The organism is Hymenobacter chitinivorans DSM 11115 (genome assembly GCF_002797555.1).
In the GTDB taxonomy this organism is placed as follows: Bacteria; Bacteroidota; Bacteroidia; order Cytophagales; family Hymenobacteraceae; genus Hymenobacter; species Hymenobacter chitinivorans.
Genome location: NZ_PGFA01000002.1, coordinates 341,022 through 366,599 on the forward strand (window position 1 = coordinate 341,022; position 25,578 = coordinate 366,599).

Below are 25,578 nucleotides of genomic sequence, written 5' to 3' on the forward strand. Positions count from 1 at the left end.
ATATGAATCTCAGCAATCTATCACCCGCCGTAGGCTCAACGCGCACCAACAAGCGCCTTGGCCGTGGTACGGGTTCCGGCCGCGGCGGCACGTCGACGCGTGGTCACAAAGGTCAAAAGTCTCGTTCGGGTTACTCTAAGAAGTCTGGCTTCGAAGGTGGCCAGATGCCCCTGCAGCGTCGTGTTCCGAAGTTCGGCTTCAAGAACATCAACCGCGTGGAGTACAAAGGCATCAATCTGGATGCTCTGACTAGCCTCAACGAGAAGAACAGCACTTCCACCATGGACGTTGCCTACTTCGTATCGGCTGGCTTGGTTTCCAAGAACGCCAAAATCAAAATCCTGGGCCGTGGCGAAGTTACCACTGCACTGGAGGTACACGCCCACGCATTCTCGAAGTCGGCTGTTGAAGCCATCGAGAAAGCTGGTGGTAAAGCTGTGACGCTGTAAAGTCTTATCGGCGATGAAAAAGTTTATCGAAACGATAAAGAACATTTTTGCGATTGAAGATCTGCGTACGCGGATCTTCAATACGCTTTTTTTCATTGCCATCTATCGGCTTGGTTCCTATGTGGTGCTGCCCGGCGTTGATCCTGCGCTTCTGAAGCAAGGTGGTGCGCAAGGGCTGTTTGGTATTCTGGATACATTGCTCGGCGGTGCTTTCAGTCATGCCTCAATCTTCGCCCTGGGTATCATGCCGTATATCTCGGCCTCGATTGTACTGCAGCTGCTGACCATCGCAGTGCCTTACTTCCAGAAGCTGCAGAAAGAAGGCGAATCAGGTCGGAAGAAGATCAACCAGTACACTCGAATTCTCACGATTCCGATTGTAATGGCTCAGTCGGTCGGCTTTATTGCTACCATCAATGCGGAAGCTATCATTGCTCCCGGTCCGTTCTTCACCTTCTCAACTATGCTCATCATCACGGCTGGAACGCTGTTTTGCATGTGGCTAGGCGAGAAGATTACGGACAAAGGCATTGGCAACGGTATTTCCATGATCATTATGATTGGGATTGTATCACGCTTCCCCGGAGCAATTATCGGTGAGGCAGCAGCCAAGGGCATGCGGGGCTCCCTGATCTTCCTGATTGAGCTGGTGGTACTGTTCTTGGTGGTAATGGCCGTAATCGTGCTGACGCAGGCTGTTCGCCGGATTCCGGTGCAGTATGCCAAGCAGGTCGGTGGTACTACGCAGCTGAATGCTCAGCGTCAGTTCATTCCGCTGAAAGTAAATGCCGCTGGCGTAATGCCGATCATCTTTGCTCAGTCGCTGATGTTCGTGCCCGCCATCGTTGCATCCGTTTGGCAAGCCGATAGTGATTTTGCTGCTACCGTTGGGCAGAAGTTCTCGGACTACACCTCCTGGCAGTACAACGTGGTATTTGCCACGCTCATCATTGTCTTCACTTACTTCTACACTGCTATCAGCGTTAACCCGAACCAAATTGCGGATGACCTGAAACGTAGTGGTGGTTTCGTACCGGGTGTTAAGCCCGGCCGCGACACCTCGGAGCACATTGACGAGATTCTGACGCACATCACGTTGCCTGGTGCCGTAGTGCTGGCGCTGATTGCCATCTTCCCGGCGTTGGCTTTGCTGGCTGGGGTGACGCGTCCGTTCTCGGCCTTCTATGGTGGCACTTCGCTGATCATCATGGTAGGGGTGGTGCTGGACACGCTGAATCAAGTGGAAAGCTACTTGCTGATGCGCCATTACGATGGTATGATGAAGACAGGCAAGCTGCGTGGCCGTTCTACCCAGAACGTAGCGTTGGCATCCTAATTCGGTCATGATCATCTACAAGACCGAAGAAGAAATAGAACTCATCCGGACCAGCGCGAAAGTGCTGGCTCAAGCCCACGGAGAAGTTGCGGGCATGATTAAGGAAGGAGTTACGACGCGTGCCCTCGACCAGCGCGCGGAGGAATTCATCCGGGACCATGGCGGACAGCCCTCCTTCAAAGGGTATAATGGTTTTGAATACAGTCTCTGCATCTCGCCTAACTCAGTCGTGGTGCATGGTTTCCCGAGTGACTATCAGCTAAAGAGCGGAGATGTTGTTTCGGTAGACTGCGGAGTCTTGTTGAACGGCTACCATGCCGATAGTGCTTACACCTACCCAGTAGGGGAGGTGGCGCCGGAAGTGCTCAAGCTTCTGGAAGAAACCAAAAAGTCGCTGTACCTGGGCATTGAACAGGCAGTGGCGGGCAACCGAATGGGCGACCTGGGTTACGCCATCCAGAACCACGTTGAAAAGCAAGGTTATGGAGTAGTGCGGGAACTTGTTGGCCACGGAATTGGTCAGAAGCTCCACGAGCGGCCCGAAGTACCCAACTACGGTAAACGTGGGGCGGGGCTTAAGCTGCAAGCGGGCCTAGTGCTGGCCATCGAGCCCATGGTGAATCTGGGTACGAAGAGCGTGGTTCAGGAAAAGGATGGCTGGACTATCCGGACCAAGGACTTCAAGCCTTCGGCGCACTTTGAGCACACGGTCGTAGTACGAAAAGACAAAGCGGAGATTCTCACTTCCTTTGAATACATAGAAAAAGCCTTACAGTAGCCTTATGGCCAAACAATCCTCCATTGAACAGGACGGAGTCATTCTGGAAGCCCTTTCAAACGCCATGTTTCGCGTGGAATTAGAAAACGGTCACCAGCTAGTTGCTCACATTTCGGGCAAAATGCGAATGCACTACATCAAAATCCTGCCGGGCGATAAGGTGAAGCTGGAAATGTCCCCTTACGACTTGTCGAAGGGCCGAATTGTTTACCGTTACAAATAACCCGACGACATGAAAGTCAAAACCTCGGTCAAGAAACGCAGTGTTGACTGTAAGCTGGTTCGCCGCAACGGCAAGCTGTACGTCATCAACAAAAAGAACCCCCGCTTCAAGCAGCGTCAGGGTTAGTAGCACCAGACTTTTTAAAAAAGCAAATGGCTCGTATTGCAGGGGTAGATATCCCGGACAACAAGCGCGGTGAAATCGCGCTGACCTACATTTTCGGCATCGGCCGTCCTTCCGCACAGAAAATCTTGACCAAGGCCGGCATCGACCTGAACAAGAAAGTAAAGGATTGGACGGAAGCAGAAGCTGGCGAAATCCGCAGCATCATTGCTGCCGAAGTAAAGACTGAAGGTGTTCTGCGCTCGGAAGTGCAGCTGAACATCAAGCGTCTGATGGACATCGGTTGCTACCGGGGTCTGCGTCACCGCAAAGGTCTGCCAGTTCGTGGTCAGCGTACCAAGAACAACTCGCGCACGCGCAAAGGCAAGCGGAAAACCGTTGCCAACAAGAAAAAAGCTACTAAATAAATTGTAGCGGGAATCGAAGCCGGTTCAGGACTCTGAACCGGCTTCAACACCTTCCGCAGTTTTTTGCGATAACCAAATGGCACAAAAGAGAAAAGACAAAGCCAAAAAGCGCGTTGTCGTTGTTGAGCAGGTTGGCCAGATTCACATCAAGGCTTCCTTCAACAACATCATCATCTCCATCACCAACAACAATGGTCAGGTTATTTCCTGGGCATCGGCTGGTAAGATGGGTTTCAAAGGTTCTAAGAAGAACACGCCCTACGCTGCTCAGATGGCAGCTACGGATTGCGCCAAAGTGGCCCACGACCTGGGTATGCGCAAGGCCGAAGTATTCGTGAAAGGTCCGGGTGCTGGCCGTGAGTCGGCTATCCGTACCCTCCAGAACGTGGGCATTGAGGTAACCACCATCCGCGACGTGACCCCGCTGCCCCACAACGGCTGCCGTCCTCCTAAGCGTCGTCGCGTCTGATATACTGAACTCGCGAACCATTTGGTTCGCCCCTGTGTCGGGTTTCCGATCCGGCTTGCACTACGTGTGAGCCGCATCCGAGGAGCCCGACACGCGTGGTTCAACCCCTGCAAAACTCAAATACCCCGAAATGGCACGTTATACTGGTCCTAAAACCAAGATTGCCCGTCGCTTCGCAGAGCCAATCTTCGGCCCGAGCAAGGCACTCAACAAAAAGAATTACCCTCCTGGCCAGCACGGCCGTGGCCGCCGCAAGAAGCAGTCGGAATACGCGGTGCAGCTGATGGAGAAGCAGAAAGTAAAGTACATGTACGGTGTACTGGAGAAGCAATTCGAAAACCTGTTCCACAAAGCAGCAACTCTGCCCGGCATCACCGGCGACAACCTGCTGGCGCTGCTCGAGTCGCGTCTGGACAACACGGTGTATCGTTTTGGCATTGCTCCGACCCGTCGTGCTGCTCGCCAGCTGGTGTTGCACAAGCACATCACGGTAAACGGTGAAGTAGTAAACATCGCCTCGTACAAGCTCCGCGCTGGTGACGTAGTAGGTGTTCGCGAAAAATCGAAGTCTCTGGAAGCTATTACCACCAGCCTGAGCGCCCGCAACTCGCGTGCTTTCTCGTGGCTGGAGTGGGACGGCAAGGAATTGGTGGGCAAGTTCTTGAACGCCCCCTCGCGTGACCTGATTCCGGAGAAAATCACGGAGCAGCTCATCGTCGAGCTTTACTCGAAGTAATTTGTGGAACCCGGCTTATGGTCGGGTTCTTACTTCGTTTTTTCCTTGTTGTATTTTTAAAGCCCCACTTATGTCAATCTTAGCTTTTCAAATGCCGGAGAAAGTAGTGATGGAGAAATCCGACGACTTCTACGGAACATTTGAATTTAAACCGCTGGAGAAAGGCTACGGCGTCACGATCGGCAACGCATTGCGCCGTATCCTGCTGTCGTCGCTGGAGGGCTATGCCATCACGTCGGTCCGCACTTCCAGTGTGCTGCACGAGTTCATGACGATTGAAGGCGTGATTGAGGACATGTCCGAAATCATTCTGAACCTGAAGCAGGTTCGCTTCAAGAAAGTGAGCGACGCCATCGAGGACAAAATCACGGTCCGCATCAAGGGCCAGGAGACGTTCACGGCTGGTGACATCAACAAATTCACGACTGGCTTCGAAGTACTCAACACAGATATGGTTATCTGCAACGTTGATCCTTCGGTTGAGTTGGAGTTTGAATTCACGATTCAGAAAGGCCGCGGCTACGTACCAGCCGAGGAGAATAAGCCTGCCGACCAGGTGTTCGGGCAAATTGCCATCGATGCCATCTTCACGCCGATTAAGAACGTGAAGTACAGCATCGAGAATACCCGGGTAGAGCAGAAAACCGACTACGAGAAGCTCCTCATCGAGATTCAGACGGACGGTTCGATTCACCCCGAGGACGCGCTGAAGGGTGCGGCCAACATTCTGATTCAACACTTCATGCTGTTCTCGGACAACACCATGACCTTCGAAACGGCCAAGGCCGAGGAAGAAGAGACGGTAGACGAAGAGACGCTGCACATGCGTAAGGTTCTAAAGACGCCCCTGGCGGATATGGACCTGAGCGTACGTGCTTACAACTGCCTCAAGGCCGCTGACATCAAAACGCTCGGCGAACTGGTGCAGCTGGACATGAGCGACATGATGAAGTTCCGCAACTTCGGTAAGAAGTCGCTGACCGAACTTGAAAACCTCGTGGAGGAAAAGGGTCTGACCTTCGGGATGGATCTGGGCAAGTACCGCCTCGACGAAGACTAGCATTTCTGATGTGCTAATGTGGTAAATGTGGGTAATGTGCTAATGCGAGTTAGCCGAGCATCCACCGCCGCATTAGCACATTTTGCTTGTCTGCTGATCTGCTACCGAAACAGCAAAGCCTTAGTTGGCCGAAGTAGCATTAGCACATCAGCACATTAATAACACATTAGCACATTTCTTTTTCATCAGTGTGCCCGAGGTAGGATGGTTCTAATGAGGCCGCCGAACTAAGTGGTAGCCCGCCGTGGTCATCCTACGCAAGCACACACATTCCTGCTGAGAAGCACAAACCAATGAGACACGGTAAGAAAATCAACCACCTCGGTCGTACCACCTCCCACCGCAACGCGATGCTGTCGAACATGGCATCGTCGCTGATCCTGCACAAGCGCTTGACCACTACCGTGGCTAAAGCCAAAGCCCTGCGCAAGTTCGTAGAGCCCCTGCTGACCAAGTCGAAGAGCGACACGACGCACTCGCGCCGTACCGTATTCGCTACGCTGCAGAACAAGGAGTCGATTAAGGAGCTGTACGACTCGGTAGCCGCTAAAATTGCTACCCGTCCCGGTGGTTACACCCGCATCATCAAGCTGAGCGACAACCGCCTGGGCGACAACGCCGAGGTGTGCATCATCGAGTTGGTGGATTACAACGAGACCCTGCTGGAAGCTAAGACGGCCGGCGAAGCCAAGGCTACGACTCGTCGCTCGCGCGGCAAGAAGAAGTCGGGTGCTGACGCTGCTGCTCCCGCCGCTGAAGCTACTACCGCTGCTCCGGCTGCCGTAGTTAGCGAAGAGGCTGCTGCCGCTACGGACGCTCCGACCGAGACGCTGACCGAAGGCGAAACTCGTGACGAGGCTACCGAAGAAGCTGCTTCGTAGTTTTCGAGCAATTTAATATAGAAAAGGGACGTGCCGGCTGGTACGTCCCTTTTTGCTTTTTAAGGATTACAGAAGCGAAGAGGCAGCGTGCTTCGGGACCGTAACGAGTTCAAACAATTTTGGCCAAACAATTTAAATTGTTTGGCCAAAATTGTTTGAAGTGACAGGCTCGGGTTGGCGGGCATGAAACAGAAGCCAGCAGGGCGGTAAGCCATGGGCGATGAGCACTGGTAGTGCAGCCAGCTTAAGTCATCAGATTCAAAGCTGGTTTTGCTGAGTTGGGAGGAATTCTACTGGGGTTCGGGAGAAAGGACCTGCGAATGGGGGAGAGGAAGGCTTGTTTTGGGCATCTTCTCACTGGAACCCCATTGCTATGAAAGCTCTTCTCACTCTCCTGCTTTTCCTGCTGACCGTGGTAGGCAGCTTCGCGCAGCAGCGCTTTACCGTCAGTGGCCGGTTGGTGGATGCTCAGCGTCAGCCCGTGGCTTTTGCCGCCGTGGCGCTACTGGCCGCCGACTCCAGCATGGTAGCCAGCACCCAGAGCAGCGCGACCGGCGTGTACCAGCTGACGGGCGTGCCGGCGGGGACCTACCGGGTGCAGGCCGCGGCCCTGGGGTTTGGTAAAAGCCGCAGCGCCTGGATTACGGTAGGCCAGAACCTGACGGTGCCGGACCTGACGCTGACGACGACTACCCACGCGTTGGCCGAGGTGCAGGTGGTGGGCCGCAAGCCGCTGCTGGAAATGCAGGCCGGTAAGATGATTGTAAACGTGGCCGGCAGCCTCACGGCGGGAGCTACGGCGTTGGAAGCGCTGCAGAAGGTGCCGGGCCTGGTGGTGATGAATGACCGGCTGAGTTTGGCCGGGCGCGAGGGGCTCATCATTATGATTGATGGGCGGACCACCCAGTACACCGATGTGGTGAGCGTACTGCGCGACTTTCCCAGCAGCAACATCGAGCGGATTGAGGTTTCGACTCAACCCGATGCCAGCAAGGATGCGGCGGGCAGCGCGGGCATCATCAACATTATCCTGAAGAAGAATACCAGCGTGGGCACCAACGGCACTCTGACCCTGGGCGCCGGCTACGGGCGGTTTGGCAAGGGCAACGCGGGGCTGGACCTAACCCACCAGAATACGAAGCTGAGTTTGTACGGCAACTACAGCTACGCCCGGCGCAAGACGTACGAGCAGCTCAATACTGAGCGGCAGGCCCCCGAAGCCGAGGCTCGCTACGAGCAGCAGAGCTACCAGCCTCGACTGGCCAACGTGCATACTTTCCGGACCGGGGCCGACTACAGCCTGAGCAAGCGGCAGACCCTGGGCGTACTACTCAACGGCTATACCAACCGCACCACCGTGAATGCCGAGAGTGGCACCGTGGCCGGCAGTGGGGCCCAGGTGGTATCCATGAACGACACCCGCCGCCAAACCGACTCTTACGCGGCCAATCTGAACTACCGGCTGCAGGTGGACACCCTGGGCCGGGAGCTGACGGCGGATGCCAATTACTCGCGCTACCGGAACGATTTGGGCAGCGACATTGCTAACAGCATCCGGGACGAGCGGGGCAACCAGGCGCGGCAGCAGCTGCGCAACGACCAGAACACGGCCATTGAATTGCAGAATGTCCGCCTGGATTACGTATGGCCGCTGCTACGCGGTACGAAGCTGGGCCTGGGGGTGAAGACTAGTCGGGCCGACATTGAGAGTGACTTGCAGCTGACGGCCGGGCAGCAGAGCAGCTTGGGCCGCGCCGACAGCTTCCGCTACTCCGAGCAAATTCATGCGGGCTACGGGCAGCTGGACGGCAGCGGCAAGAGCTGGAGCTGGCAGGCGGGCCTGCGGGCCGAGCAAACCCGGACTTCGGCCACTTCCCTAGCCGACAACCATACCGTAGCCCGGAACTACACCCAGCTGTTTCCGAGCCTGAGCGTGGACCGGAGCCTGACCAAGGCCGTGGCCCTGAATGCCGCCTACAGCCGCCGCATCGACCGGCCCAGCTACCAGGATTTGAACCCGAGCATCGTGTACCTGGACCCCTATACCTCCCAGCGCGGCAATTCCTTTCTCAAGCCCCAGTTTACCAACAGCTATAAGCTGGGCCTGCTCTATAACAAGCAGCCCTTCCTGCTGGTGGGCTACAGCCGCACCCACGACGCCATCAGCCTGGTGACGGCCACCGAGGACAGCGCCATTTACTCGACGACGGCCAACCTGGACCGCCTGGACCGGTACAGCGCCACCCTGAACCTGCCGCTGAACCTGGGCAAGCTGCTCACAGGCTACGCCGGCGTCAACGTGTTCTATAACCAGTACCTGAGCCAGTATTTGGGCAGCACCTACCGCACCGGGCGCACGGCGGCCACCTTCTACGGGCAGGCCAACGTGAAGCTGCCCGCGCACCTGAGCTTCGAGGCTTCGGGCTACTTCCAGACCAGCGGCCTGAACGGGCTCATCCGTTTCCGCTCCTTCGGGGCCCTGAACCTAGGGGTGCAGAAAACCCTGCTGCAGGAGCGGGCTACGCTGCGGCTGGCAATGAACGACGTGCTGTTTACGGCCAAGCAGCGCGGCACCATCCGCTACCAGGCGCTGGACGTGGATTTTCTGAGCTACGGGGAGTCGCGGCAGGTGCGGCTCAGCTTCAGCTACAAGCTCGGCAACCAGCAGCTCAAAGCCCTGCGCAAGCGCACCACGGGGCTGGAAGAGGAGAAGGGCCGGGTGAAATCGGAGAAAGAGTAGCAACTTCCGGCTGTGAAGATTCTCGACCGTTTTTCCGGGGGCTGGCCGCTGGAGCGTCCTTCCCGCTCCGATGCGCTGCTGGTGCTGGTGTACTGGCTGCTGGCGGCCCCGCTTATCGGCTACAGCTACGTGGTGCAGTTTGGCGTGCTGCGGGCCGTGCCGGGCATCCTCTATACCATGGTGCTCGATACCACGGCCGTGTACCTGCTCGTGTTTGGGCTAATGCCCCTGGCCCTGGCCCGCCGTAGTGTGCTGATTGTGCTGGGCAGCCTGGTTACGTTCGTGGTTATCGACGGGCACTTCTACTGGCTGGGCTACTGGCTGCTGTTCAGCAAAGAGCCCCTGCAGTGGCAGGCCGTTTACTTACTGCAGGATATTCTGCGACACGCCCAGAGCTACGGGATGCTGGGCATTCTGCTGGCCGGCAAGCGCTACTTCAACGTGCAGCAGCACTTGCTGCAGGCGCAGAAGGCCCAGACCGAAAGTGAGCTGCGCAGCCTCAAAGCCCAGATTGACCCCCACTTTTTGTTCAACAACCTGAACGTGCTGCGCGGCCTGATTCAGCAGGACCCGGCCGTGGCCAACGAGTACCTGAGCCGCTTTGCCAATCTCTACCGGTTTCTGATTCGGCACAAGGAAGAGGACGTAGTGACCCTGGCCGAGGAGCTGCAGTTTGTGGAGGAGTACATCTACTTGCTCCGCCACCGCTTCGGCTCGGCGTATGAGTTTCGGCAGGAGCACCCCGTCCCCGTCGACCCGGGCGGCCTGCTGGTGGTGCCGGGTACGTTGCAGCTGCTGGTCGAAAACGCCATTAAGCACAACGCCGGCGACGAGGACCACCCGCTGCTGATTACCATCGGGCTAACCGAAACCGAGCTGGCCGTGGAGCACGCGCTGCGCCCCAAGCTCACGGCCGTGGATTCGACCGGCACGGGGCTGGCCAACCTGCGGGAGCGGTACCGGCTGCTGTTTGGTCAGGCCATTACCGTGGAAAATACCGGGGTTATCTTCCGGGTGCGGGTGCCGCTGCTGCGGCCGGCCCCACGCTGGTCGGCCCCGGATACCGCGGCGGCCCCGGATACCGCGGCGGCCCCGGCGCCGGCCACTAGTAAGCTTGCCAGCCGATGAACATCCTCATTCTCGAAGACGAAGAGCTGGCCGCCCGCCAGACCATCCAGTTTCTGGAGCAGGCCGGCCTGCTAACTGAAGCCCCGCCGGTGGTGCGCAGCGTGGAAAAAGCCCTGAGCTGGCTCCAAACCCACCCCATGCCCGACCTGCTCTTCTCGGATATCGAGCTGCTCGACGGCAACGTGTTCAGCCTCTACGAACGGTTCCGGGTGACCTGCCCCATCATTTTCACCACGGCCTACGACCAGTTTCTGCTGGCTGCTTTCCGCGGCAACGGCATTGCCTACCTGCTCAAGCCCTACAGCTACGAGCAGTTTCGGGAAGCCCTCGACAAGTACCACTTCCTGCAAAGCAGCTTTGCCGCGCCGACTGTCCCGGCAGCCGCCCCCGAGCCCACCCCGGCCGCTCTGAGCCCGGAGGTGCTGCGGGAGCTGAGCCAGGCATTGCGCCACAACGCCCAGCCCCAGTTCAAGCAGCGCTTTTCGGTCCGGATGCGCAACGGGCTCTACATTCTGCAGGTGGATGACGTGGCCTACGTGCAGGCCGACGAGGGCGTGACCTTTGCCGTGGACGGGGCCGGCACCCGCTACCCGCTGGGCGGCACGCTCAGTGAGCTGGAGCGGCAGCTCGACCCGGCCCGTTTCGGGCGGCTCAACCGCTCGGAGCTGGTCAATATTGCCTTTATTGAGAAAGTGGAGCCCTATTTCAACAGCCGGCTGGCCGTGAAGCTGCGCGGCAGCAGTGCCGCCCTTATTACCAGCGCGGCCCAAACGCCGGAGTTTCGGAAGTGGCTGGAAGGGTAGGAGGGTACTGAGTGAATTCCTTACCTTTCGGCCCCGCAGCCGGATGTGGGGCCTAGGTCTAGGTTCGGCGGCTGCGGTAACGAATTCCTCACCACAATTCTTTTCAACATGAGCATTATCTCAGCCATCCATGCCCGGCAGATTTTTGATTCGCGCGGTAATCCGACCGTCGAGGTAGATGTAACTACGGAATCCGGCGTTGTGGGCCGGGCTGCCGTGCCGTCGGGGGCCAGCACGGGCAAGCACGAAGCCGTAGAGCTGCGCGACGACGATAAGTCGAAGTACATGGGCAAGGGCGTGCTGAACGCGGTAGAAAACGTGAACAGCAAGATTGCCGAAGAGCTGCTGGGCTTCTCGGTGTTCGAGCAGGGGCTGCTCGACAAGATCATGCTCGAAATTGACGGCACGCCAAACAAGGCTAACCTGGGCGCCAACGCCATTCTGGGCGCTTCGCTGGCCATTGCCCGCGCTGCGGCCCAGGAAGCCGGCATGCCGCTCTACCGCTACGTAGGCGGCGTGGGCGCTACTACGCTGCCCGTGCCGATGATGAACATCCTGAACGGCGGCTCGCACGCCGACAACAGTATCGACTTCCAGGAGTTCATGATCATGCCCGTGGGCGCGCCGTCCTTCTCGGAAGCGCTGCGCTGGGGCACGGAGATTTTCCACCACCTCAAGAACGTGCTCAAGAAGCAGGGCTTCAGCACCAACGTGGGCGACGAAGGCGGCTTTGCGCCCAACATCAAATCGAACGAGGACGCCATCAAGATTGTAATTGAGGCCATCGAAAAGGCTGGTTACAAGCCCGGCGACGACGTGATGATTGCCATGGACGCGGCTGCTTCCGAATTCTACGACGGCACCCACTACCACTTCAAGAAGAGCACCGGCGACAAGCTGACCTCCGATGAAATGGTGGCCTACTGGACCGACTGGACCAAGAAGTACCCCATTATCAGCATCGAGGACGGCATGGACGAGGACGACTGGACGGGCTGGAAAAACCTGACCAACAGCATCGGCAGCACTACCCAGCTGGTGGGCGACGACCTGTTCGTGACCAACGTAACCCGTCTGCAGCGCGGCATCGACGAGCAGATTGCCAACGCCATCCTGATCAAGGTAAACCAGATTGGTACGCTCACCGAGACGATTGACGCCATCAACCTGGGCCGCCGCAACGGCTACAAGAGCATCATGAGCCACCGTTCGGGCGAAACCGAGGACAACACCATTGCCGACCTGGCCGTGGCTTTGAACACGGGTCAGATCAAGACTGGCTCGGCCTCGCGCTCCGACCGGATGGCCAAGTACAACCAACTGTTGCGCATCGAGGAAGAACTGGGCGAAATTGCCTACTTCCCCGGCCGCAAGATGTAGTTGTTGGCTACTGTCACGGCTACACTTGAAAATTAAGGGCCCGGTCTGCACGCAGACCGGGCCCTTTGCTTTATCTTTGAATACTATGCAGTTTTCCCAAGTCGTTCAGCGGGTTCCGCGGTTTTTGCGCAGCTTTTACTTTCTGACCGGATCAGCCTTTCTGGTTTGGATGCTGGTCTTCGATGCCAACGACTTACTAAAGCAGTACGACATGTACGCCAAGTGGCGGGAGCTGCAGGCCGAAAAAGAGTACTATCTCAATAACATCGAGGTCGTTAAGAAAGACCGGGCTGAACTGCTGAGCAGCCCGGAGTTGCTGGAGAAGTTTGCCCGCGAAAAGTACATTATGAAGCGGCCCGGCGAGGACGTTTTTATTCTGGTTCCGCAGGAGCAGGAGTAATTTTACACCATTGCCATTGTGCCAGCTGAGGCCGCGGTGCGAATACCTTCGCCGCCCCCTTGGTAAGGCTTATCCAAAAGCGGGTCAATGGGGGCTTAATCGCCGTGGCCCCGTATTTGAAAGGCCCGCGGTAGAATGGCTAAGGGTATATGAAACAGATTAGAGAATTTGCCGCGGCGCGGCGCTGGTTGGTTTTGCTGGGAGCAGTGCTCCTGCTCGCGGTGCCGGGGCTGGCCCGGCCGTCCCAGGTGCAGGTGGCCCGGCAGTTTCTGCTGGCCGTGCTGCGGGGCGAATATCCGACGGCCTATGCCTTGTTAACCCCCGAAGCCCAGGCTAAGATGAGTACCCGGCAGTTTAAGGCGGCCGTGCAGCCGCTGCGGGCCCAGGCCCAGCGCCGGGGCCAGCCCTTCGACCTCTACAAGCTCGGCTACCGCATTAGCGAGGCCAATGAGGTCCGTAGCTTCTACAGCTTTATGTTCAAGAGTGATACGCTGGCCGGCAAGCCCGAAGTACAACTCGACGTGACCTTTCAGGACAGCACCGCCGGCCGGATTCTCACCTTCGGCCTGATTCCGGCCCCGCAGAGCCGACGCAAGTAGCGGGACTAATCGGGAAAGGAAATTTTGCCGAGCGACACGGCCGGCACTGCCTGCTCGTTCCGCCCGATGGGCCGGGCTTCGCCCACCAGGGTTTCGTTGGCCAGAATGGCGAACAGCACGGCCTCCTTGGCGTCGGGAGCAATGCCCAGGGCGGCGGTAGTCGAAAACCGACAGTGGGGCAGGGCGGCGCGCAAGGCGGCCATCAGCGTGGGATTGTGCATGCCGCCGCCGCTGGCGTAAATACTCAGGGCCGGTAAAGCGGGAAAAGCCTGACGTACGGCCCCGGCAATGCTGGTGGCGCTAAAGGCGGTGAGCGTGGCCAGCAAATCGGGTGGGGCAAGGTGAGCCGTATGGCTGCGGTGCTGGGCTTCGCGCACGTAGGTCGGGCTAAACAGCTCGGGGCCCGTGGTGCGCGGAATGGACGCCGCGAAAAACGGGTGGTCGAGCAGGGCCGCCAGCAGTTCGGTATTGATTTGTCCCTGGGCGGCCAGCGCACCGTTTTCGTCGTACTGCCGGCCCGGGTATAGCTCCCGTACGAAGGCGTCGAGCAGGGTATTGCCCGGGCCGGTATCGGTGCTGAACACGGCCGTGGCATCGAGGTTGCCGGCCAGGTAGGTGAAGTTGGCAATGCCGCCCAGGTTGAGCAGGAGCCGGTCTTCGCCGGACTGGGAAAAAATGAGGTAGTCGCCGTACACGGCCAGCGGGGCGCCTTGCCCGCCGGCGGCCACGTGCTTCTGCCGAAAATCACTCAAAGTCAGGATACCGGTGCGCACGGCCAGGTGGTCGGCGTCGCCGAGCTGCAGAGTGGCGTTGGGCCAGTCGGGCAGGCCGTGCTGGTGCCGGGGCGCGTGAAACACGGTTTGGCCGTGGCTGGCAATGGCATCTACGTCGGTGGGCGCCACTTGCCACTGCGTCAGGCACTGCTGCACCATGTCGGCGTGGGTGGTGCCCAGCCAGGCGTGCAGCAGGGTAAGATGCTGCAGCTCCACAGTTTGGCGGGCAAATACTCGGCGTACCTGGGCCTGCAAATTGGCCGAGTAAGGCACCGTGGCAAAGTGTTCTACCACCACCCGCGTAGCCGGCCCGTGGCCCGAAAACCGGCACAGCGCCACATCCAGACCGTCGAGCGAAGTGCCCGACATTAGCCCAATGATGCGGCGCTCCGGCTTTTGGGCCACGGCTACGAGTCGGCTAAGGTTGCGGTTCAACGGTGAATGAGTGAAGTTGTGAATGAGTGAGTTGCGAATGAAGTAGTGGATGAGGGAATCGGTAAGAGAAAGTTGTTTTACCGCGCCAACAGCGCCGCCAGAACAAAGAACTCACTCATTCGCTCATTCACTCATTCACTGCTACTTATTCACCGATTTTCTTCCCCGTCATGGCCTGCTTGATGGAAATGTTCATCACCCGCTCGGCGAAGGGGCTGGTGAGGCTTTCCAGGTCGTCGACGGCCTTCAGGATGGTGTCCTTGTCGTTGGTTTCGAGGGCTTCGCGCAGCACCTGGGTTTGGGCGGCGGTGTGGGTAATTTCGTCCTCGGTCAGGTACTGGGAGTTTTTCTCCACGAAACGCTCCACCTGATACAGCATCTGCTCGGCCACGGTGCGGGCCTCGATGACCATGCGGGCCGCCACGTCCTCGCGGGCGTGGGTTAAGGAATCCATCAGCATCTGTTCCACCTGCTCGTCGGTCAGGCCGTACTGGGGCTTGATTTCGACGGCCTGCCGGGTGTTAGAGCGCAGCTCAATGGCTTCCACCTGCAGAATGCCGTCGGCGTTGAGCAGGAAGTTCACGTCCACTTTGGGCAAGCCGGCGGGCATGGCCGGAATGCCGCGCAGGTCAAACTCGGCCAGCTTGCGGTTTTCCTTCACCAAGTCCCGCTCACCCTGGTACACCGAGATTTTCAGGTTCACCTGCCCGTCCACGGAAGTCGTGTACTGGCGGCCGGCCTTGGTCGGGATTTTGGAGTTGCGCGGAATAATGGGGTCCATGAGCCCGCCCAGGGTTTCGATGCCGAGCGTGAGGGGCGTCACGTCGAGCAGGAGCACGTCGCGGCGGTTACCGGCCAGAATATCGGCCTGAATGGCCGCGCCCAGGGCCACCACTTCGTCGGGGTTGAGGGAGTTGTTGGCCGGCTGCTGGAAGAATTCTGACACCGAGTCGTACACCAGCGGTACCCGGGTGGAGCCGCCCACGAGCAGCACCGCGTCGAGCTGCTGGGGCTGGAGCTGGGCATCGGCCAGGGCCTGGCGGCAGGAGGCAATGGTGCGCTCCACGTAGGGCCGGATCAGCTCGTTGAATTTTTCCTTGGTCAGCGGCAGCGTCGTTTCGCTGAATTCGGCTTCAAACGAGTCGTGGCTGCTCAGGTGGCGTTTGGCCTGCTCGGCCAGCAGGCGCAGCTGTTGCTGGGCAATAGGATTCTGGAACAGCACGGTAGCCAGCTGGTACTCGGCGGTCCAGTAGTCGGAAATGGCCCGGTCCAGATCGTCGCCGCCCAGGTAGGTGTCGCCGTTGGTGCTGAGTACCTCGAAAATGCCCTGCTGAATGCGCAGAATGCTGATGTCGAAGGTGCCGCCGCCCAGGTCGTAGACGGCCACGGTTTTCTCGTCCTCGGGGCTCAGGCCGATGCCGTAGGCCAGGGCCGCGGCGGTGGGCTCATTCACAATGCGCAGCACTTCGAGACCCGCCAAACGACCGGCGTCGCGGGTGGCCTGGCGCTGGGAGTCGTTGAAGTAAGCCGGCACGGTAATCACGGCCCGGTTGACGGGCGTCTTGAGGGCGTGCTCGGCCCGGGCCCGCAGCTCCTTCAGAATCTCGGCACTCAGCTCGATGGGGGAGTAGAACCGGTCGGCCACCCGGATTTTGACCAGGCCCTCGGAGTTGTCGTCGATGACTTTGTAGCCCAGCTGGGTGGCGTGCTCGCCCAGGTCGCGGTACGACTTGCCCAGCAGGCGCTTCACCGAATAAATCGTGTTCTGGGGCTCGGTGAGCAGGTACTGCTTGGCGTCGGTGCCCACAATTGGGTCGGGGGCGTCGAGGGGGAAGTGCACGACCGAGGGTACGATGGTGCCCCGGCCCTGGTCGTTGATGGCCAGCGGGTGGCGGCCGTCGGGGTGAATATAGGCTACCAGGCTGTTGGTGGTGCCCAAATCAATGCCGACGATGATTTCTTCCTGCTGAATGCTCCCGGTAGAGAGGTTGATTGCGACTTTGGCCATGGGGGTCTGGGGCGGCGCGGTAAAGCGCGCGGTAAGCGTAATTGAGACGAGTAAAACCGGACTAGATTTTCCCTACGATGCGGGGGCAAAAGTAGCGAAGAAATGCCGGTAGGGGAGGATAACAAGTCGGCGGCCCGGATGGGCGTACAGTCGGTTCTATTTTTTTTAAGAAAAAGTTCCATTGCCTTCAATCCAAGCGGAGCAGTGGTTGCGTATAGTCCAACAAATCCCGCCCTCCTTTATTGCCGGCTCATCCCTGAGCCCGTGGCGCGCACCCGCCACGCCTTATTCCCGGGCCAGCACCTCCTGGACAAGGTGCCTGGCAAATTCCAGCCCGCGCTTTTCGCGCTTGTACTGCTCTTTTCCAGCCTAGCTTTTTGCCTGGCCTGGCTTTGTATTCCTTTTTTTCACCCCAACCCTTTCACCATGAAGAAGACCTATACCCGTCCGATTCTCCACATGGGCTTAGCCGCAACGGCAATCGTCGGCGCCCTGGCCTGGAGCGGACAGAACACCCGTTTGGAAGCCTCCAGCCACCGCGAAGCCCCGCTTATTGCCGATGACCCGCTGGCCGACAATACGGACTTGTACGCCTTCCGCGACCCGAACAATCCGGAGCTGATCAACATCATTGCCAACTACATTCCGCTGGAGTTGCCCCAGGGGGGGCCGATCTACAACACGTTTGGAGAAAACATACGCTACGAAATCCACATCAAGAACAAGACGACCACGACGGGCGACGACCTGACGTATCGTTTTACGTTCACGCGGACCAACGAAGACCCCACCACGTTTTTCCGGACCCGCCTGGGCAAGGAAAACCAGAAAACGACCTACACCGCTGAGCTCAGCGTCAATGGCGGCGCTTTTACGCCCATCGTAACGGGCGGCGTGGTGCCCCCGCCCAACATTGGCGTCCGTTCTATTGAAGGTGATGCCGGGTTGAAAACGCCCTACAATACGCTCATGACCAACGCTATCCGGACGTTGGCCAACGGTACGAAAGTATTCTGCGGCCCGGTGGATGACCCGTTCTTCGTGGATTTGGGCGGCATCTTCGACCTGGGCGGCGTGCGCCCCAGCACCGCCCGTGACGGTGTAGCCCGCAAGAACACCCACACCATTGCCCTGCAAATTCCGATTTCGGTACTGCAGAAAGACGGCAAAACCGGCGCCCAAGCCGCCAACATCCTGGATTCGGACTACATTATCGGTGTGTGGGCCTCGGCCAGCCGCCAAGCCATCCGCACCCTGAACACGGACGGTACCCAGACGCAGTCGGGCAACTACGTGCAGGTGTCGCGCCTGGGCATGCCCCTGACCAACGAAGTAGTTATTCCCATCGGGCAGAAAGACGAGTGGAACGCCGGCAACCCCTACGGGATGGTAGCTAAGTTCGACGAAAACGCCATGAACCCCGAGCTGGCCCTCTACATGGACGACAGCCGCTTCGGGGGCGCCGTGCCCGGCCTGGGCGCCCTGCGTATCCAGTCTAACTCCCTGCAGGCTTTCGACTTCCGTAACGGCAAAGACGGCCTGGCTAACCTGACCACCGCCCAGCGCGCCGGTACGGTCTTCGCCGACCCCACTTTCGGCCCCTATCTGCTGCGCGCCGGCAAGCCCCGCTCGGTCGACATTCTGCCCATCTTCCACACGGGCGTGCCTAACCTGCCTCCGTATCAGCTGGCTACCGGCAAACCGCTGCGCAACCCGCTGGCCGCTGGTAAGCCATTTATCAACAACTTCCTGCCCACCCTGGGCGACATGCTGCGCCTGAACATGGCCGTGCCCGCCACGCCTCGCACCCTGTCTAACGGTGCCCCCAACCCCGAGTTCAGCTCGGAGGGTCTGCTGGCCGCCGCCGTGCTGGGTCTGACCGACACGCGCTTCAACGGTAGCGCTGCCCTGCAGGCTATTCCGAACATGGACGGCTTCCCCAACGGCCGTCGCCTGGAAGATGACGTGACCCGCATCGAGCTGCAAGCCGTGGGTGGCGTGGTACTGGCTGCCATCGGCCTGTTCTACGACGACTTCTCGGCTACGGCCACCAACCCCGTAACGGCTCAGCTGGGCGGCGTACTCGGCTTCCGGACCGGCGTAGAAGCCAATGACACGACCTTCAAGGCGGCTTTCCCTTACATGCAGACGCCTTGGCGCGGCAGCAAGGCCCAGTCGACGGTTACTTCGCAGCGCGGCAGCGTAGGCATGGGCCTGCAGGCGGCTCCGGTGGAAGTAGCCCAGAACTATCCTAACCCCTTCACCGAAAAAACCACGATTCGCTACGAAGTGGGCGTGAAAGGTCCGCTGACGATTGTGATTTCCGACATGATGGGCCGCCCCGTCAAAACCCTAGTCGACAACAAGGAGCACAAGCCCGGTACCTACGAAACGGCCTGGAAAGTGCAGAACCTGGCCGCCGGCACCTACATTGCCACGGTAAAATCGGGCGAAACGGTGCTGCAGTCCATCAAGCTGGTGCACACCAACTAAGCCACCGGCCTGCCCCGGCGGCAACGAGCAGGAATAGTTTCTGCTGGTTGCCGCCGATGGTGGCCTCTCTGCTAGCCGGGCCCGGGTGAGTTCGGCTAGCTTGCTGGTATATACGGAGCCCGACTTCACCGTCGGGCTCCTTTTCCCATTCTTAGCCCCTGCTGCTTTGCGCAAATATCTTTACCCTTCGTTGCTGGTGTGCTTCGGTTTGGCCGTCGCCGCCCTGTTTATTTTCCGCAAGCCCGAGCCCATTCCCCAGCTGAAAGAGCGCCACGGCGACCTGGCCCTGGGCGGGGAGTGGCTGAACACCAAGAATGCCATTGGCGGCCTGCTGGCCCAGCTGCGGGCCAAGCCCGACGACAACAAAGCCAAGCTGCTGCTGGCCCAGGCCTACATGCAGGAAGCCCGCGTCACGGGCGACCATCCCTACTACGACATGGCCGCCATGCAGCTGCTCAACGGCATTCTGCAGAAAGAGCCCGAAAACTTCGAGGCCCTGTGCTGCAAGGCCTCGCTGTGCCTAACCCAGCACCACTTCTCCGAAGGGCTGGCCGTGGCCGAGCAGGCCGTGAGTCTGAACCCGCACAACGCCTTCGTGTACGGACTGCTCTGCGACGCCAACGTGGAGCTGGGCCGCTACGCCGAGGCCGTGAAAATGGCCGACAAAATGAACCAGGTGCGCCCCGATTTGCGCTCCTACTCCCGCGTTTCGTACCTGCGGGAAATCTACGGCGACTATCCCGGCTCCATCGAGGCCATGGACATGGCCGTCAAAGCCGGTTACCCGGGCCTGGAGCAAACGGCTTGGTCGCGCATTACGCTGGGCCACTTGTATGAGAATACCGGGGACCTGGGCAACGCCGAAAAGCAGTACCAGCTGGCCCTGATTGAGCGGCCCTACTACGCCTATGCCCTGGCCGGCATGGGGCGGGTGGAAAAAGCCCGCAAGAACTATCCGGCCGCCATTGACTACTTCGGCAAGGCCCGCGCTACGGTGAAAGATTACGCTTTTGCCGACGAGCTGACTGACCTCTACCGCCTCAACCACGAGCCCGCCAAAGCTACCCAAATGGCCAAGGAAGCCATTTCGATGCTGGCCAACGATGCCCAGGAAGCCGATGCCAACGAGGCCATGGGCCACTACGCCGACCGGGAGCTGGCCTACGCCTACCTCAAGACCAACGAGCTGGACAAAGCCCTGGAGCACGCCAAAATCGAGTATGAGCGCCGCCCCGATAACATCGACGTGTGCGAAACCATGGCTTGGGTGCACTACAAGCGGGGCGAGTATGCCGAGGCGCAAAAGCTGATGACCAAGGCCCTGCGCACCAACTCCCACAACCCCACGCTGCTGTGCCGCGCCGGCCTGATTGCCTCCAAAAACGGGCAGGCCGAGAAAGGCCAGGCCCTGATCCGACAGGCGTTGAGCACCAATCCTTACCTGAGCTTCGACTTGGCCGACGAGGGCAAGAAGCTACTGGCCGTTAACTAAGCTCCTTGTTGCTGGCTGTATGAAAACTTTGGTTGGGTCCAGAATGCTGATGGCGCGGACGGCGGTTTTGCTGCTCGTGGGGCTGCTATTGCCGCACCTGGCCGCGGCCCACGTGCTGGATGTGGACGTGAGCAAACTTTCCCGCACCGACATTATCAGCACCTACCTCAAGCTGGGCTACACCCACATTTTGCCCCTCGGCCTCGACCATATCCTGTTCGTGCTGAGTTTGTATTTTCTGGAGCCCCGCCTCAGAGCCGTGCTCTGGCAGGCTACGGCCTTTACCGTGGCCCACTCCATTACGTTGGGAATGGCCATGTACGGCCTGATTTCGCCGCCCGCTTCCATCGTGGAGCCGGTTATTGCCTTGTCCATTCTGTTTGTGGCCATCGAGAATATCGTGGCCGACCGGCTCAACCCGTGGCGGGTGGCCATCGTCTTCGGCTTTGGCTTGATTCACGGCATGGGCTTCGCCAGCGTGCTAACCGGACTCGGACTACCCCGCGCTATGTTCGTCGAGTCGTTGATTTCCTTTAACGTGGGCGTGGAGCTGGGTCAGGTGACGGTGATTCTGCTGGCCTGGCTGCTGGTGGGCCGCTGGTTTGCCGACAAGCCCTGGTACAAGCAGCGCGTAGTAATACCGGTTTCGGTCCTCATCGGGCTGGTAGCTGCCTACTGGACCGTCGAGCGGGTGTTTTTCGCCTGAGGCCAAAAGTTGGCAAGAGCTGGTTTATAATTCACAATTCAGCATTTATAATTTCTAAAAATGTTGCGCTCCGGGCTCGTGCTGCTGTTGCTCACCCACTACCTGCTGGTAGTGGGGGCCGGCCTCGTGAACCGGCCGCAACCACCGCGCTACTCGGCCGCCCACCCCTACGTGCACCGCGCCGACTGCCAGCAGAAGCACTACCTCATGGTCGACTGCTTCGATACCTGCAACGGCGACCAGCACGTGGTGCAAAAGCGCACCGCCGGTGAAAATGCCCAGCACCTGCTGACGCTAATGAAAGGCGTTGACGCGCATATGCTGGCCGAAACCATCAGCCTGCCGCCGGTGTATCCGGCCCCTAAGCCAACCCTGCCCGCGGAGCTGCGCCAGTCGGTGCCCCCGGGTTTTGCCGCGTTAGTTTACGCTCCGCCCCGTCGGGGATAAGTCCGGGGTGGCCCATGTAGAGCCGCCCGTAGCGCGTTGAAGTACTCCGCGCCGTGGTCTTATCCTTTGTTTTGCTGCCTGCTGCCGGCTCATCGCGCCCGTAGTGCCAGCTCATTCCCGACGTATGAACTCCCTTTTCCGTTTTTCTCTGCCCTCGGCTACGTCTGCTCAGGGTTTTATTGCCGTGCCGGTGCCCGCCGCGGTTTCCGCCCTCATCAGCCCGCCCGCCGCGGCCCGGCCCGTGCAGCAGTACACGGCCCGGCAACTGGCCGCCGGGCAGGCGCACCGGGCCCAGGCCCTGGCCAGCCGCCGCTCCTCGATTCCCTCTTCCGCCAAACGGTTCTAAGCATGAGCCAGTTGTACGCGGCCCTTCCTGCCCGTCACGCGCGGCCCGCCTTGTGGTCGGTTGTCGTGGGGCTTTTTCTTTTGCTATCCACTTTCTCCCATCCGGTGCTGGGCCAAAACCCGGCGGTACTGCGCGGCTTTGTCACCGATTCGCTGTCGGGGCAGCGCCTGCCCGGCGTGGGTATCCGCCTCGATGGGCAGCCCCAGGGCACGGCTTCCGACGCGGCCGGGACTTTTCGCCTTGCCAATCTGCCGGCGGGCACCTACACCGTGCGGGCTACGGCCCTGGGCTACCGCAGCCCGGCTACCACCGTCACGCTTACGGCCGGCTCTACTCAGACGCTGAACCTGCGGCTTTCGGCCGTGGCCCTGAGCCTGCGCGAAGTCACCGTGTCCCAGCCCCGGGACCCGAACCAGTCGGTGGCCGCCATTTCCCACATCGACCAGGCGCTGCGGCCCGTCAACTCGGCCCAGGATCTGCTGCGGCTGGTGCCGGGCCTCTTTATTGCCCAGCACGCCGGCGGGGGCAAGGCCGAGCAAATCTTCCTGCGCGGCTTCGACTGTGACCATGGCACCGACTTCGCCGTGAGCATCGACGGGCTGCCGGTGAACATGGTGAGCCACGCCCACGGCCAGGGCTACGCCGACTTTCACTTCGTCATTCCCGAAACCGTGGAACAGCTGCGCGTCTACAAAGGGCCGTACACGGCCCGGTTCGGGGATTTCGCCACGGCCGGGGCGGGGGAGTTTACTACCAAAACCAGCCTGGACCGTAGCCAGATCAAGGTGGAAGTGGGCCGGTTCGACACCCGCCGGGCCCTGGTCATGCTGGACTTGCTAGGCCACAACAAGCACCACTTGCTGAGCAAAAAGCCGGAAAGCGCCTACGTGGCGGCCGAGTACAACTTTACCAATTCCTACTTCGACCAGAAGCAGCACTTCCAGCGCTTCAACGGCCTGGCCAAGTACACCGGTCAGCTCACCGACCAAACGTCGCTCACGCTGCTGGGCTCCCACTTTACTTCCAACTGGGACGCCAGCGGGCAGATTCCGGAGCGGGGCGTGGCCGAGGGGCTGATTTCGCGCTACGGCAGCATCGACCCCACCGAGGGCGGCAGCACCAGCCGCACCAACGCTTCGGCGGTGCTGACCACCGGCCTGCCCCACGACGCGGTGTTGCGGCAGCAGGCCTACTACTCGAAGTACGATTTCAGCCTGTATTCCAACTTCACCTTCTTCCTGCAGGACCCGGTAAACGGCGACGAAATTCAGCAGCTCGACAACCGCCACCTGTTTGGCTACACCGCTACCTACGAGCAAAGCACCCAGCTCGGCAGCCGCAGCTTGCACTCGACGCTGGGCGTGGGCACCCGCAACGACTTTTCAAATCTGGGCCTGCGCCACACCGTGCGCCGCGAGGTGCTGGATACTGTGACAACCGGCAAACTCTACGAGCGGAACCTCAACGCCTACCTCGACGAAACCCTGCCGCTGACCGAGCAGCTGACCCTGAATGCCGCAGTGCGGGCCGACGTGTTTACCTTCGACTTCCGCGGCCAGCTCTACGATACCACTTCGTTGAGTCTGCAGCCGCTGCGGGGCCGCGTGACCAAGGCCCGGGTGTCGCCGAAGCTGAATCTGTACTACGAGCTGACGCCCCAGGTGCAGCTCTTCGTGCGCTCCGGTATCGGGTTTCACTCCAATGATGCCCGGGGCGTGATTCGGGGCACGGTGGGGCAGAATGTGCTGCCTCGGGCTATTGGCTACGAGGTGGGCAGCACGTTTAAGCCCGTGCCCAGCCTGGTCGTCAACGCAGCCGTGTGGGCCCTGCACCTGCAGGACGAGCTGGTGTACATCGGCGACGCGGGCGAGGTGGAAAGCACCGGCCCCACCCGCCGCTTCGGTCTCGACGCCTCGGTCCGCTACCAGCTGACGCCCTCCCTGTTTGCCGATCTGGACCTGAATTTCAACCACGGCCGGCAGGTGGCGGCGCCCAAGGGGGCCAACTACATTCCGCTGGCGCCCAGCTTCACCAGCATCGGCGGCCTGACGCTGAAGCGGCCCTCGGGCCTCAATGCCAGCCTGCGCTACCGCTACATCGACGACCGGCCGGCCAACGACGACGGCAGCATTACGGCCCGGGGCTACTTCCTGCTCGATGCGGTGGTGAGCTACACCAAGGCCTGGTTTCAGCTGGGCGCTACCGTCGAAAACCTGCTCAACGTGGAGTGGAACCAGGCTCAGTTTGCTACCGAAACCCGCCTGCCCACCGAGCCCGTGGGCACGTCGGTGGATGAGCTGCACTTCACGCCCGGCACGCCATTTTACCTGAAAGCCACCTTCAGCGTCTTTTTCTAAGCCGGCACTTCAGCCTCGCGGCCAGCTGACCGGCGCTGACTTCTGGAAAAGAAAGATGAACTTGGGCCATGGCTTTTTTTCCTTCCACTTCTGTGTTTTTCCCCGGTCGGCTTCGGTGGCAATGCCTGTTGGGCGTCGTTGCGGCGGGGCTGCTGGTCGCAGAAAGCGGCTGCCAGTCGGCCGAAAAGGAGAGCCGCAAGCCTACCATCGGCAGCCAGACCATGTGCCAGGCCCCGGTGCCCGTAGCCGCCGCGGCCCCGCCCGACTCCTTGCAGCCCGTAGCGTTGGCACCATTGCCGGGCCTTTCGGCGGAAGTGCGGCAGCAGGTGGCAGAGCTGTACCAAGCCCTGGGCAGCGAAGCCCAAGAGCTGCGCCTGCCGGTGCTGGAGCGGGCCTGCGTGGGCTACCTCACGCTGCGCCACGCCGGCCGCATCCGCCGCCCCGCCGTGCTGGCTGTGGCCGACATGGATTTGCCCTCAACCAAAAAGCGGCTCTGGGTGCTGGATTTGAACAAAAAGCGGGTGCTGCAGCACAGCTACGTGGCCCACGGCCGGGGCTCGGGCTACGTGCGGGCCCGGCGCTTTTCCAACCGGATTAAGTCGGCCTGCACGGCCCTGGGCTTCTACCGCACCGCCGATACCTACGACGGCAAGCACGGCCTCTCGCGCCGCCTGCACGGCCTCGACCCGGGCCAGAACAGCAACGCCCTGGACCGCTACGTGGTGCTGCACGGCGCCGACTACGCCGGGCAAGCATACCTGGCCAAACACCAACAGTTGGGCTACAGCCGGGGCTGCCCGGCCCTGCCGCCCGAGCAGTACCGCGCCGTCATCAAGGCGGTGGGGGAGGGAGCCTGCCTGTTTTTGAGCGGGCCCGGGCTGGAGTCGAAGTGGCTGGATGGAGGCGTGGCAGCTCAGCAGCTGGCAGCCCGGGGCTGGCAGTAGCATACGGTTGAGCGGCGGGTAACCGGTAGGGGTTGGGGGAAAGCTGAGCCGTAGCAACTTGCTGG

At 60.0% G+C, this 25,578-nt stretch carries 25 protein-coding genes; 23 read left to right on the forward strand and 2 right to left on the reverse strand.

Going from position 1 to position 25,578, the window contains the following annotated elements; all coding sequences use genetic code 11:
- The first annotated feature begins 2 nt into the window (after positions 1 to 2).
- From rplO to CLV45_RS15165, 16 genes are all read left to right on the forward strand, one after another.
- Positions 3 to 449 carry a 50S ribosomal protein L15 gene (gene rplO / locus CLV45_RS15090; RefSeq protein ID WP_100337297.1) on the forward strand — a complete coding sequence of 149 codons (447 nt, stop codon included), beginning with the start codon at positions 3 to 5 and terminating at the stop codon, positions 447 to 449.
- Positions 450 to 462: 13 nt separating this feature from the next.
- Positions 463 to 1,785: a preprotein translocase subunit SecY gene (gene secY / locus CLV45_RS15095; RefSeq protein ID WP_100337298.1), complete on the forward strand. Its 1,323-nt coding sequence runs from the start codon at positions 463 to 465 to the stop codon at positions 1,783 to 1,785.
- A 7-nt stretch (positions 1,786 to 1,792) separates the two neighbouring features.
- Positions 1,793 to 2,563 (forward strand): type I methionyl aminopeptidase, encoded by a 771-nt coding sequence (map, locus tag CLV45_RS15100; protein ID WP_100337299.1) that lies wholly within the window; start codon positions 1,793 to 1,795, stop codon positions 2,561 to 2,563.
- 4 nt (positions 2,564 to 2,567) lie between these two features.
- Entirely contained in the window at positions 2,568 to 2,786 is a 219-nt protein-coding gene (gene infA / locus CLV45_RS15105) for a translation initiation factor IF-1 (RefSeq protein ID WP_086592757.1), read from the forward strand.
- A 9-nt stretch (positions 2,787 to 2,795) separates the two neighbouring features.
- A complete protein-coding gene (rpmJ, locus tag CLV45_RS15110; RefSeq protein ID WP_046246595.1) occupies positions 2,796 to 2,912 on the forward strand; it encodes a 50S ribosomal protein L36 in 117 nt (38 codons plus the stop codon).
- A gap of 26 nt (positions 2,913 to 2,938) precedes the next feature.
- Entirely contained in the window at positions 2,939 to 3,316 is a 378-nt protein-coding gene (rpsM, locus tag CLV45_RS15115) for a 30S ribosomal protein S13 (RefSeq protein ID WP_100337300.1), read from the forward strand.
- Positions 3,317 to 3,392: 76 nt separating this feature from the next.
- The gene (rpsK, locus tag CLV45_RS15120; protein ID WP_100337301.1) at positions 3,393 to 3,785 is read left to right on the forward strand and encodes a 30S ribosomal protein S11; all 393 of its coding nucleotides are present in this window, start codon (positions 3,393 to 3,395) and stop codon (positions 3,783 to 3,785) included.
- Positions 3,786 to 3,915: 130 nt separating this feature from the next.
- Positions 3,916 to 4,521 (forward strand): 30S ribosomal protein S4, encoded by a 606-nt coding sequence (gene rpsD, locus CLV45_RS15125; RefSeq protein ID WP_100337302.1) that lies wholly within the window; start codon positions 3,916 to 3,918, stop codon positions 4,519 to 4,521.
- A gap of 70 nt (positions 4,522 to 4,591) precedes the next feature.
- Entirely contained in the window at positions 4,592 to 5,581 is a 990-nt protein-coding gene (locus CLV45_RS15130; RefSeq protein WP_100337303.1) for a DNA-directed RNA polymerase subunit alpha, read from the forward strand.
- A gap of 293 nt (positions 5,582 to 5,874) precedes the next feature.
- A complete protein-coding gene (gene rplQ / locus CLV45_RS15135) occupies positions 5,875 to 6,462 on the forward strand; it encodes a 50S ribosomal protein L17 (protein ID WP_100337304.1) in 588 nt (195 codons plus the stop codon).
- Positions 6,463 to 6,835: 373 nt separating this feature from the next.
- Complete coding sequence (locus CLV45_RS15140; RefSeq protein WP_100337305.1) at positions 6,836 to 9,202, forward strand: TonB-dependent receptor domain-containing protein; 2,367 nt, start codon at positions 6,836 to 6,838, stop codon at positions 9,200 to 9,202.
- 12 nt (positions 9,203 to 9,214) lie between these two features.
- Complete coding sequence (locus tag CLV45_RS15145; protein ID WP_100337306.1) at positions 9,215 to 10,330, forward strand: sensor histidine kinase; 1,116 nt, start codon at positions 9,215 to 9,217, stop codon at positions 10,328 to 10,330.
- Positions 10,327 to 11,133 carry a LytR/AlgR family response regulator transcription factor gene (locus tag CLV45_RS15150; RefSeq protein WP_100337307.1) on the forward strand — a complete coding sequence of 269 codons (807 nt, stop codon included), beginning with the start codon at positions 10,327 to 10,329 and terminating at the stop codon, positions 11,131 to 11,133. Before CLV45_RS15145 ends, CLV45_RS15150 begins: the two co-directional genes overlap by 4 nt.
- A 108-nt stretch (positions 11,134 to 11,241) precedes the next feature.
- Entirely contained in the window at positions 11,242 to 12,513 is a 1,272-nt protein-coding gene (gene eno / locus CLV45_RS15155) for a phosphopyruvate hydratase (protein WP_100337308.1), read from the forward strand.
- An 85-nt stretch (positions 12,514 to 12,598) separates the two neighbouring features.
- Complete coding sequence (locus CLV45_RS15160; protein WP_100337309.1) at positions 12,599 to 12,913, forward strand: FtsB family cell division protein; 315 nt, start codon at positions 12,599 to 12,601, stop codon at positions 12,911 to 12,913.
- 149 nt (positions 12,914 to 13,062) lie between these two features.
- On the forward strand, positions 13,063 to 13,512 hold the full coding sequence (locus CLV45_RS15165; RefSeq protein WP_157807537.1) for a hypothetical protein: 450 nt from the start codon (positions 13,063 to 13,065) through the stop codon (positions 13,510 to 13,512).
- A gap of 5 nt (positions 13,513 to 13,517) precedes the next feature.
- On the opposite strand, the gene CLV45_RS15170 is transcribed toward CLV45_RS15165, so the two are convergent.
- Both CLV45_RS15170 and hscA read right to left on the reverse strand, forming a co-directional pair.
- On the reverse strand, positions 13,518 to 14,720 hold the full coding sequence (locus tag CLV45_RS15170; protein WP_100337311.1) for an anhydro-N-acetylmuramic acid kinase: 1,203 nt from the start codon (positions 14,718 to 14,720) through the stop codon (positions 13,518 to 13,520).
- 145 nt (positions 14,721 to 14,865) lie between these two features.
- Positions 14,866 to 16,728: a Fe-S protein assembly chaperone HscA gene (gene hscA / locus CLV45_RS15175; protein WP_100337312.1), complete on the reverse strand. Its 1,863-nt coding sequence runs from the start codon at positions 16,726 to 16,728 to the stop codon at positions 14,866 to 14,868.
- Positions 16,729 to 17,154: 426 nt separating this feature from the next.
- Here hscA and CLV45_RS15180 point away from each other — a divergent pair, with 426 nt between their 5' ends.
- From CLV45_RS15180 to CLV45_RS15210, 7 genes are all read left to right on the forward strand, one after another.
- Complete coding sequence (locus tag CLV45_RS15180) at positions 17,155 to 19,221, forward strand: DUF4331 family protein (protein WP_100337664.1); 2,067 nt, start codon at positions 17,155 to 17,157, stop codon at positions 19,219 to 19,221.
- A 166-nt stretch (positions 19,222 to 19,387) separates the two neighbouring features.
- Positions 19,388 to 20,713 (forward strand): tetratricopeptide repeat protein, encoded by a 1,326-nt coding sequence (locus tag CLV45_RS15185; protein ID WP_157807539.1) that lies wholly within the window; start codon positions 19,388 to 19,390, stop codon positions 20,711 to 20,713.
- Between the two features lie 19 nt (positions 20,714 to 20,732).
- Entirely contained in the window at positions 20,733 to 21,419 is a 687-nt protein-coding gene (locus CLV45_RS15190) for a HupE/UreJ family protein (protein ID WP_245882876.1), read from the forward strand.
- A gap of 60 nt (positions 21,420 to 21,479) precedes the next feature.
- Positions 21,480 to 21,866 carry a hypothetical protein gene (locus CLV45_RS15195; protein WP_100337314.1) on the forward strand — a complete coding sequence of 129 codons (387 nt, stop codon included), beginning with the start codon at positions 21,480 to 21,482 and terminating at the stop codon, positions 21,864 to 21,866.
- A 124-nt stretch (positions 21,867 to 21,990) separates the two neighbouring features.
- Positions 21,991 to 22,212 (forward strand): hypothetical protein, encoded by a 222-nt coding sequence (locus tag CLV45_RS15200; RefSeq protein ID WP_100337315.1) that lies wholly within the window; start codon positions 21,991 to 21,993, stop codon positions 22,210 to 22,212.
- A gap of 80 nt (positions 22,213 to 22,292) precedes the next feature.
- Positions 22,293 to 24,569 (forward strand): TonB-dependent receptor, encoded by a 2,277-nt coding sequence (locus CLV45_RS15205; RefSeq protein ID WP_170061872.1) that lies wholly within the window; start codon positions 22,293 to 22,295, stop codon positions 24,567 to 24,569.
- Positions 24,570 to 24,661: 92 nt separating this feature from the next.
- The gene (locus CLV45_RS15210; protein WP_157807541.1) at positions 24,662 to 25,513 is read left to right on the forward strand and encodes a murein L,D-transpeptidase catalytic domain family protein; all 852 of its coding nucleotides are present in this window, start codon (positions 24,662 to 24,664) and stop codon (positions 25,511 to 25,513) included.
- The last annotated feature ends 65 nt before the right edge of the window (positions 25,514 to 25,578 follow it).